Source organism: Bradyrhizobium sp., from assembly GCF_016462955.1.
In the GTDB taxonomy this organism is placed as follows: domain Bacteria; phylum Pseudomonadota; class Alphaproteobacteria; order Rhizobiales; family Xanthobacteraceae; genus Bradyrhizobium.
The window spans coordinates 1-9,762 of sequence record NZ_JAEMSD010000250.1 but is presented as its reverse complement, the minus strand read 5'-3'; the positions used below and the strand labels follow the sequence as shown (position 1 = coordinate 9,762).

The following is a 9,762-nucleotide window of genomic DNA, read 5'->3' as shown; positions in this document are numbered from 1 at the left end:
CATCTTTGCCGAACTGTTCGCGGCGACGCGGCCGGCGGCCGGCGGCGTGGTGGCGCAAGCGCTCGGTGCGATCGAGAATGCGCTGCTCGATGCGAAGGCGAAATGTCTCGGTGTCCCCTGCTACGAGCTGCTCGGCGGCAAGATCCGCGATCGCATCAGGGTCTACTGGTCGCATTGCGCGACATGGCGCATCAATCACCCGTCCTGGTACAAACCGCCGATCGAAAGCCTCGACGGTGTCAAGGCCATGGGCCGCGAGGTGCGCGAGAAGAAATTCACCGCGCTCAAGACCAACATCTTCTCCTATGATGACGGCAAGCCGACCGGCTGGCGCCCCGGCTTCGGCTCACCCTTCGCGCCCGAGATCAACGTCGACCGCAAGATCCTGCGCGACCTGCACATGCACCTGGAAGCAATCCGCGACGGTGCCGGCCCCGACGTCGACATCTTGCTCGACTGCAACTTTAACGCAAAGACCGAAGGCTATCTGAAGATCCTGCGCACCATCGCCGATATCGACATGTTCTGGGTCGAGATCGACAGCTTCAATCCGGAAGCGCTCGGCTATATCCGCAAGCAAAGCCCGCACCCGATCTCGTCCTGCGAGACGCTGCTCTCTTTGCGCGAATTCCTGCCCTATTTCCACGCCCAGGCCATGGACGTCGCGATCATCGACACGCCCTGGAACGGCGTCTGGCAGTCGATGAAGATCGCGGCCGCGGCGGAAGCCTTCGAGGTCAACGTTGCTCCGCACAATTTCTACGGCCATCTCTGCTCGATGATGAACGCGCATTTTTGCGCCGCTGTGCCGAACCTGCGCATCATGGAGATCGATATCGATCGTCTGGCCTGGGACCGTGAGCTTTTCACGCATGAGCCGGAAATCGAGAACGGCCATCTTCTGATTCCGGACCGGCCGGGCTGGGGCACCGAGCCGAACGAGGAAGCCTTGCGCGCTCATCCGCCGAAGACGAGCGGCGGACTGCTCAACTACGGTCGCAAGAGCTGAGAAGCAGGAGTCGATGAGCTAAGGCGTCACAGGATTGACGGTCGGAGACGTCTTCGGCCGCTTCGGCTCGATCGGCGATTTCGGCTCGGTTGGCAGCACCTCGGCGCCGGCGGCCCGCGCCGCTTCTCCCGTAGTTGCGTACATCGCAACATGAGCAGGCTGGGTCTTGGCGCGGCTCCACGGTCCGTGGTCGACGATCAGCATTGCCGCAATCGTCACAGCCGCCACGATCAGGGCGATCACGCCGGGATGGCGGAGAGCGGTGGAGACAGAGCTATGGAAGGAATGCGTCATCAAGGGATCCGTCGTTCTAACTCAGGTTAATTCGAAGCCGCCCCCATTGGTTCCGGGCTCCGTCAGACTGGCTGGCCAGCAGCACCGTGCTACGCGATCGCGTTTTTTGTCATGAGGCCGCGCGTATCAAATCAGCCAATCGTGCGGCACAGATCCGTGATGCTCAGCATTGGTGCCGTGATGGGCCCCGTGTTCGCCCGGGGCATTGGGCCCCGTTTCGACAATTGCCCCGAGTTGATCTTGCGGGCTGCACGAAGCCTGCGGGTGACCGGGTTCTTTCAACTCGACACCCGGGACCTCCGTGGAAGGAACTGCCTTGCCGTCGAAGCGGAAGACCAGGTCGCGATCGGCACCGCCCATCTTGAGCGCAGCTTTGATCGGCTGCGCGGGCTGCGATCCGGCAGCGCCCGACCGCGCAACCTCTTGCGAGGTCCCGTCTCCAGCATGACCGCCGGCTTCAGCGCTTCGTCCGGCCGGCTTGGGCTGTTCTGGTCCGTTTACGAAAACTGAGTCCTCTGGCGCGCCGTGCTTTGGATCTGCCGGTTCTGCGATCTTCTGCGCTTTCCCCGGCTCCGAAGCCGAAGCATGACGTTCTTCGCCATTGCCGACGCCGGTATCTTTTTCAATCCGCTCAGCACCCGGTTTCGGAGGCTCCGGCTCCGCGCCGTGCTCGGAGTTGCCGTGACTTTTGCCGCCGGCCCCCTCGACCTCGGAAGATGACTGCGCCGAGGGTTTATGCTCGGCGACTTTTGCCGCCTTCACATGCCCTAGCGAGTCGTCCGAAGCCGAGGCGTGGTGCCCCTTGTCTTTGCCGAGGCCACTATCCGGTGTGGACTTCGCTTCGCTCGCCGATCCCTTTGCAGAACCGGGTTCCGATGCGTGCTGCGAGTGGCCACGGCCTGGGCCTTCGCCCGTCGCGACGCCCGGCTGGGCCATTTCGTCGGCTTCCGAGGCAATTGCGGAGTGTGGGTGTCGGTCGTGTCCCGCACTGCTTTTCTCGACCGTCTTGGGTCCCGAGGTCTTCTCTGCTGCTGGCGCTTTTGCCGTGTCGGAAGCCTTGTGTTCGGCGCCCTTGCCATTGCTGCCGCCATCGCGCGTTTGGCCCGGCGCGTTCGCCGCGTGCGCGGCCCCTTGCTCCGAAGCGTTCTCAGAGTTACCGGGCCCGCCACTGTCGGCCGTAGCTGGACCCGGTTGGTCCATCTGCTTTGTCGCGGGAGCGCCGGTGTCCGCATGATTGGGCTTGCTTTTGGCAAGGCCTTCGCTGGCCGGAGCCGTCGCGTTATGGCCAGGCGCGGATGAAGATGATGATGATGATGATGATGATGGCGACGTGACACCCGACGCGGCGACACTCTCGCCCGTGGCATCCGAATCTCGCGTGACGGCGTTGGACTTTGCCAGCGTCCCGAAGCCGGTCCGAACTTGTGCAAAGTGGAAGCTTGATCCGTCGTCGGTCCAGGCGCCCCAAATTCCAGCCGCCCCAAGCGAGCTATCGCCGTCACGGACATTGTCCGCGTTCGAACCGGTTTCATCATCTGAAGTCGCCGGTGCCAGCGCCTGTTCGAGCTGCTCCAGGGTCGCCGCGACAGCGACACTTTTTGCCTCAACGACGTCGGACTCCGCAACGGACACAATCCCCTGCAGATGGATCTCCATCACGCGGCGATCGCCGATATCGAGCGTGCGGTCGGTCGGATTCACATAGACGATCGTTTCGTTGCGCGCGGAATCGTAGACCCAGGCGAGGGTATGCGGCGGGATGGACTTGGCTCCTGCTGTGAGATGCAGCCAAGCCAGGCCTCCGAAAGCCGCAAGATTGAGCCTGCCAGGACCAGATGCGAAATCCAGGACCGGGTCCGACGAGCCCGGCTTCGTATCAATCGGGAAATGGCCAACGACGTGTTCGACATTCCCACCGATCAGTCGGTCGTGGCTAAATCCTGCCGGACCGGCATCGTGATCCGGGCTCGTTTGGCCCCGAGCGTCTTCTCGCGCCACGTCGTTTGCAGAGGTCACCGAAACGGAACGCAGGCTCAAATCGCGGGAAAGAAATTCCGCCGCTGAGTTGCCGGCGTGATCATCGCCGACATGGGCGGTCGTGGCGAGTGTTGCAGCCGCATTCTCACCGAGGGCCGTGAGGAGATCTTTCGATCCCGGACCCCGCCCATGTGCCTGGGCAGGATCGGTATCTTGCAGCGCGTAGATCAGCGCACCCGCGACAGCGGCGAAAGTGCCATATCCCCCGGAGCTCGACATGGGACCGGAAGCGAATTGCGGCAATTGATGCTTAGTAGCCGGCTCATCACCAAGCGGAGCGTCGTTCATTCCTCTCAGCGAGACCACGGGAAGACTGGGCGCGCTGGATCCGAAGTCTTTCCAGGGCTGTGAGCCCATGAATTGCTGGGCTGCGCGCGACGCTTCCATGGCTGTCACCATGTTCGCCGCCTGGCTGGCATTTGCAAAGGGATCCTTCTCTGACTGAACAGGCGTTCTGGCAGATTGCGAAAGAATGACGTGCTGGAGAATGGCTTTCTTCCAAACCTCATATGTGGCGCGCTCGTCCGCCCGGCCGATCTGGTTGTCGTCCGGCCGGGCGTCGTTCGCTTCCGAGGCCTCGAGGTCGTCCGCAAGTGCGAACGCCAGAAAGGCCAGAGCAAGCACACCAACGCCCGAGGTGCGTTGCAGCAACGCGAGGGTCGCAAGCACGGTCCGGTTGGTTATCTCAAGCTTCTGGAAAATATTGTAGAGGTGGACTTTGACGGTCCCGTGGGAAACGTTCAGCTCGCGCGCGATCTCCTTGTTGGATTTTCCCTCCGACACGAGCAGGGCAATCTCGCGTTCCCTCTGTGTCAGCGGGGTCAGCAGCTTCCCGACCTTCTCGACCTCGGATTCGCTGCCGATGGGCAAGAGATCGCGCTGCTGCAGCAACACGCCGCTCGTCGTCATCAGCCTCAACGATTGCAGCATAGTGGCGGGAGCGGCATATTTCGAGATTGTACTGCAGGCGCCGGCAGCAATCGCGGCAGTCAGATTGTCGTCGACGTCGGACTCGGTAAAGAACACCACCCGCGTGGACAGCTGCTCCGTTTTCGCAATCCTCAGGATGTCGGATGCCGTCAGATCCGGCCGGGTGTCGCCAATGAGTGCCAGATCTGGCGTGAAATTTCGGATGGCTTCGAGGCAGCTCGCGCCGTCGCTGGACGATGCGACAACGTCGAAATCCTGCTGAGATCCGAGTACCGACTTCAATCCCTGCAGAACGATCGGTTGCCGATCAACGATCACAAGCCGGATGGGTTTGAGAAGCCCTTGCCTGGCGGACGCGTCCAACATCGACTTTGCCTCGGCCCGGTCCTCTATGTCCTTCGGCATATGGCCGTGGCCGGGTGGGATACTAAAATAAATCCAATCGATTTGGTTCCCATACCTGGATCAGTTGGACAGCCGCAGTGACAAATATATCGTTTGACCCGATGGCCGTTGCCGTTGACTGGCTCGACGCCTACCGCGCGGGTGATCTCGAAACGATCATGGAACTTTATGCCGAAGACGCCGTGGTCCATTGCGGCTGCTCCGGCGCCCAAACCATCACCGGCCGTGAGGCACTTCGCGCCTATTGGGTCGATCGCCTGCAAAGATACCCGGCCGGGATCCTGGACGACCTCAGTCCCTCGCATAATGGGACCGTTATCTCTTACGTCACCAGTACTGGCGTCGTCAGCGCGCTGTTAGCCTTCGACGCCGACGGGAGGATCAAGCTGCTGGACTGCGGCCCTTTGAATTGAACCATCAGGGGGAGAGCGCGAAGCGGTCATTCGAGGATCATGCGCTGTGCGTCTGCAGGCCGAACGCCGGACGAAGGCCCGCGACCCCAAGGAGCGTGCCCGATCTCGGCGCGAGGCCGCCAAGGCTCCGGCCTAGTCCTCTCGCCAAGGCCTCTTGCCAACGCTTCACTCACCCGGCGCGATGGCATTGCTCGGCGTCGGACGGTCGGTGATCTGCTGGCCGAACAGGCTGCCGATCAGTTCGACGGCAGTACGCGCGGTTCGACCGCGTTCGTCCAGGAATGGATTCAGCTCGACGATGTCGACCGACCCGACCACGCCGGAATCGTGCAACAGCTCCATGATCAGGTGCGCCTCGCGATAGGTGGCGCCACCCGGCACCGTGGTGCCGACGCCCGGCGCCACGCTGGGGTCGAGGAAATCGACGTCGAAGCTGACATGCAGCACGCCATTGCTCGCCTTGACGCGCTCGATCACGCGGCGGATCAAGACGGCGACGCCGAACTCGTCGATCTGGCGCATGTCGACGATCCTGATCCGGCGCTCGCGCATCAGCTCCCTTTCGAGCTTGTCGATCGAACGCGCGCCGAACAGGTCCAGCCTGTCCGGACCGATCGAAGCGCGCGGATCCTCGCCCAAGAGACCGTCGAGCCCGGGCTCGCCGCACAGGAATGCGGCTGACATGCCGTGCATGTTCGCGGTGATCGTGGTCTCCGGCGTGTTGTAATCGGCATGGGCGTCAAGCCACAGCACGAACAGGTCGCGGCCGCGCTCCTGCCAGTGCCGCGCCATCGCATTGACCGACCCCATCGACAGCGTGTGATCGCCGCCGAGGAAGATCGGCAGCGCGCCGGTGGTTGCGATCTCATAGCCTTTGCGACTCAGCGACCGCGTCCAGCGCTGGATTTCGCGGTAATGATTGGCGTTCTCAGGTGGCCTGTCGGTGAGATCCCGCACCTCGGCGGCGGACAGGTCGCCGTGGTCGACGACCTCGAAGTCGAGGCTTTCGAGCAGTGTTGCCAGGCCCGCGGTGCGCAGCGCCGCAGGGCCCATCAAGGTGCCGCGCTGCGAAGCCCCCATGTCGATGGGAGCGCCGAGCAAGGCGATGCGCCGGGCTCGATCCGTCATGGTCCGGTCGGTCACGGCTGTCTCCTGACATCAGCAAGGCCACCCCAGCCTAACAGAGATTCGCACCCGTCGTTTCCCGGTGAACGCACAGGGGCCGGCATATCATCCGGAACAAAATCCCGTGCGCTGAATTGCTGATCCAAGGGCGGCTTCCGCCGTCAACCACGGCGCCTGTCGCGGATAGCCAAAGGTACCAGACTCGCCGTTCAGAACGAGCGCGCGCGGATAGCCAGAGGTGCCAGCTTCGATCATCACGCCAGGAGGTCGCGTCCTTGAGCACGGAGATACCGCAACCCTCGTCCCAGCCCGGCATGGCCGAGCGTGCCATTGATGCGGCCGCGGACGTCTCCCGCACCATCGGTGAAGTCGCCGGAGGCGTGCACGCGGCCGTCGACCGCCTCACCTCCGCCGTGGAGGAATCGCGCAAGCCCGGCGGGGCGCTCGCAACGGTGTCCGCGATCACGCGCGAAGCACCGCTGGCCAGTCTCTTCGTCGCCTTCCTCTTCGGCGTAGCGGTCGCGCGCCGGCGATAGGAGCGAACGCCGCTCGCTCAGGCGGCGCTGACAGTCTGGAGTTCATTCGCCAGGAATTGTTTCTCGAATGCCTCGGCGGGCATTGGACGGCCAAAGAAATAGCCCTGCCCTTCCTCGCATCCCATGCTGACCAGGAAGTCGGCCGTTGCACGGTTCTCGATGCCTTCGGCCACGACGGTGAGACCGAGCTGCTTGCTGAGGCCGATGGTCGAGCCGACGATGGCGGCATCGTCGGAATTCGACAGAAGACCGAAGACGAACGACCGGTCGATCTTCAGGCCGTCGAGCGGGAATTTTTTCAGATAGCTCAGGCTCGCATAACCGGTGCCGAAATCATCGAACAGGATCCGGACGCCGAGTTCCTGAATCCGCTTGAACATCTCGAGCACGCGGCGTTCGTCATGCAGCAGGATGTCTTCGGTGACTTCGATCTCGAGCAGCGACGGCGTCAGCCCGGTCGTTTCGAGCAATGCTGCAACGGAATGCGCGAGATCTCCGGACTGGAGCTGCGAGGGTGAGAGGTTGATCGCGACACGGACATCGTTGCCGGACAATTCCCAGGCTCGCGCCTGGCGGCAGGCGGCCTCCATCACCCAGTTCCCAATACGCTCCGAGAGCGCCGAAGTGTTGACGACAGGCATGAATTCCGCCGGCGAGACGTAGCCGCGCACCGGATGCCGCCAGCGGATGAGCGCTTCGGCGCCGACCAGGCTGCCGTCGATCAGGCGAACCTGCGGCTGGTAGAACAGCTCGAATTCGTTGCGATCGGCGGCAACCGCCAGTTCGCCCTCCAGCGTCAGCCGGTTCTCGAGTTCCTGCCGGATCGCGGCTTCGAATACGACGTGGCCCCCGCGCCTGGTCGCCTTGGCCTTCGTCAACGCGAGATGGCCGTTGCTCAGGAGATCATCGGCGTTGCTTCCGCCGTCAGGATAGACGGCGACGCCGACGCTGATGTTGACACGGTGCTGGCGCGTGCCGGCTGTGAGCGGGGTCTCGAACGCGCGCGCGATTCGCTCGGTCATTGCCGCGACCGGCTCGGCGAGTTCCGCGCAATCGATCGCGATGGCGAATTCGTCGCCGCCGAGCCGGGCGACGATCGCCTTGCCATCGACTTCGTTCCGCAGCCGCTCGGCGACCGCACGCAGCACGAGGTCGCCGGCCGAGTGCCCGAGCATGTCGTTGATCTCCTGGAAGCCGTCGAGCCCGAGCACCAACAGGGCAACGCCCGAAGATTGCTGCTTCGCCGCGGCGATCAGGTCTGTGAGAACGACATGCAGCATGTTCCGGTTTGCAAGGCCGGTTAGCGCGTCGTGTTCTGCCAGATACCTGATGCGTTCGGCTTCACGTTTGCGCACCGAAATATCGCGCAGTATGGCTCCATACTGAAAGCCGTCCGTTCCCTGCCAGCCCGAGAAGCTCGCCTCGACCGGAAAGGTTTCCCCGTTCTTGCGCCGGCCTTCGAACTCGACGACCACCGCGCCGCCTTGCAGCAGAAGCGCCTCGCGCGCGGCGTCGTGCATGGACGGCCTTGCAGCGCCGTCCGGCCGCGGTGCGCACAGCGTCTCGAACGGGCGACCGATGATCTCGGCCGGCATGTAGCCGAAGATCGCGCTCGCGCCGGGATTCCAGACTGTGATGCGGTGATCCTGGTCGGTGCAGACCAGCCCGTCGCCCAGCGACATCGCGATGCGATGAAAGCGGCTCTCGGCGATGCGCCCGAGCAGGCTGCGGAAGTCGATCTCATCGAGCGCAATTGCCGTCAGGTAAGCGACGATCGCGATGTGGAATAGCGACGTGTCGATGACCAGGGGCCACCTTGCCTGCACGAGGAGGGCGGCCAGTTCGACCGCCGCCCCGGCTGAGATCAGGACTGCGACGCGAAGTCCAGGTGCGACGCGGCGCCACGAATACATCATCAGCAGGCAGATCGCGCCGAGCCCGAGCACCATGCCGACGTCGGAGGTCCAGCGCAGCATCCGGTTCTGAAGGATCGATTCAGCGGCGAGTGCCTGGAGGACTGGCCCCGAGACGATCCTGCCGTTCGGAACGCTGAAACGGTCACCAAGCTCGAGCGCCGCGGCCCCAATGATGACCCTCTTGCCTCTCAGCTTGTCGAGCGTGGCGCCATCGCCTTGCAGCACATCGACAAAGGAAACGACGGGAATGGAGGATGTACGAATACTGAAATCGATCAGAAAGGGCGGTCGCCGATTGGCGTCCTGCCCCGCCAGCACGACGGCCATCGACGGCATGAAGGCGTCGCCGAGCTTCTCGCCGACCGGATAGCGGCGAACCAGCCCGTCGAATTCGATCGCGACATTGACGACGGCCGGCCAGGACTGGTTGGCGAACGATTTCAGCGGGCGGTTGACGTGGGCCGGACGGCCCTTCGCAGTCGGCTGCTTGAAGGATGGCAGGATCGTCGAGCCGCCGGCGTCCCGCAGCGCATTGGCGAAGGCCTCGTCGGAGACTGGGTCCGAGGGCGTGCTGAAGTCGATATCGAAGGCAACGTCCTGCGCGCCTGCCGCTTCCAGCCTTTGCAGCATTTCCGCATGGAGGCGCCGCGGCCACGGCCAAACCCCGATCTGGTCGATCGAGGGCGCATCGATGCCGACCACAACGATGTCGCCGGTGGCCTCACGCGATTGCCACTTGAATCGAAGGTCGGTGAGCGCATTGCGAAGCGCGGCGTGCCAGCCCGTGGACAGGACGATCGCAAGCGCGATTACAACAAGAATATGCGGCCGATAGCGTCTCACTCGGTCCTCCCCCACGCCCGCCCCGACGGACGCGTCGACCTAGAGTTCAGCGTCTGCCGTGCCCATTGCTGCCATTGCCGCCGCCATTTCCGTGGCCGTTGCCGTTGTTGCCTCTGCCATTGCCGGTGGCGCCGTTGTCGGCATGGCTGCTGTTACCGTGGCCGTTGTTGCCGCCGTTACCATTGTTACCGCTGTTGCCGTTATTGCCGTTATTGCCGTTATTGCCGTTATTGCCGTTATTGCCGTTATTGCCG

At 63.3% G+C, this 9,762-nt stretch carries 8 protein-coding genes; 3 read left to right on the top strand and 5 right to left on the bottom strand.

Annotated features, from left to right (window positions below; genetic code table 11):
- Nucleotides 1–1,009 (top strand): mandelate racemase/muconate lactonizing enzyme family protein (locus JHD07_RS23135; protein ID WP_291626210.1); only part of this gene is annotated, 1,009 nt, incomplete at its 5' end.
- Nucleotides 1,010–1,027: 18 nt separating this feature from the next.
- Here the strand turns inward: JHD07_RS23135 and JHD07_RS23130 are convergent.
- Both JHD07_RS23130 and JHD07_RS23125 read right to left on the bottom strand, forming a co-directional pair.
- Nucleotides 1,028–1,303 (bottom strand): hypothetical protein, encoded by a 276-nt coding sequence (locus JHD07_RS23130; protein ID WP_291626208.1) that lies wholly within the window; start codon nucleotides 1,301–1,303, stop codon nucleotides 1,028–1,030.
- Between the two features lie 126 nt (nucleotides 1,304–1,429).
- Nucleotides 1,430–4,636 (bottom strand): LuxR C-terminal-related transcriptional regulator, encoded by a 3,207-nt coding sequence (locus JHD07_RS23125; protein ID WP_291626207.1) that lies wholly within the window; start codon nucleotides 4,634–4,636, stop codon nucleotides 1,430–1,432.
- 140 nt (nucleotides 4,637–4,776) lie between these two features.
- Here JHD07_RS23125 and JHD07_RS23120 point away from each other — a divergent pair, with 140 nt between their 5' ends.
- A complete protein-coding gene (locus JHD07_RS23120; protein ID WP_291626205.1) occupies nucleotides 4,777–5,088 on the top strand; it encodes a nuclear transport factor 2 family protein in 312 nt (103 codons plus the stop codon).
- A gap of 165 nt (nucleotides 5,089–5,253) precedes the next feature.
- Here JHD07_RS23120 and rocF read toward each other — a convergent pair whose 3' ends face one another.
- The gene (gene rocF, locus JHD07_RS23115; RefSeq protein WP_291626203.1) at nucleotides 5,254–6,231 is read right to left on the bottom strand and encodes an arginase; all 978 of its coding nucleotides are present in this window, start codon (nucleotides 6,229–6,231) and stop codon (nucleotides 5,254–5,256) included.
- A gap of 257 nt (nucleotides 6,232–6,488) precedes the next feature.
- Here rocF and JHD07_RS23110 point away from each other — a divergent pair, with 257 nt between their 5' ends.
- Nucleotides 6,489–6,749: a hypothetical protein gene (locus tag JHD07_RS23110; protein WP_291626201.1), complete on the top strand. Its 261-nt coding sequence runs from the start codon at nucleotides 6,489–6,491 to the stop codon at nucleotides 6,747–6,749.
- A gap of 17 nt (nucleotides 6,750–6,766) precedes the next feature.
- Here JHD07_RS23110 and JHD07_RS23105 read toward each other — a convergent pair whose 3' ends face one another.
- Complete coding sequence (locus tag JHD07_RS23105; protein WP_291626200.1) at nucleotides 6,767–9,508, bottom strand: EAL domain-containing protein; 2,742 nt, start codon at nucleotides 9,506–9,508, stop codon at nucleotides 6,767–6,769.
- A 46-nt stretch (nucleotides 9,509–9,554) separates the two neighbouring features.
- Nucleotides 9,555–9,762: hypothetical protein (locus JHD07_RS23100; protein ID WP_291626197.1), on the bottom strand; the 208-nt coding region annotated here is incomplete at its 5' end.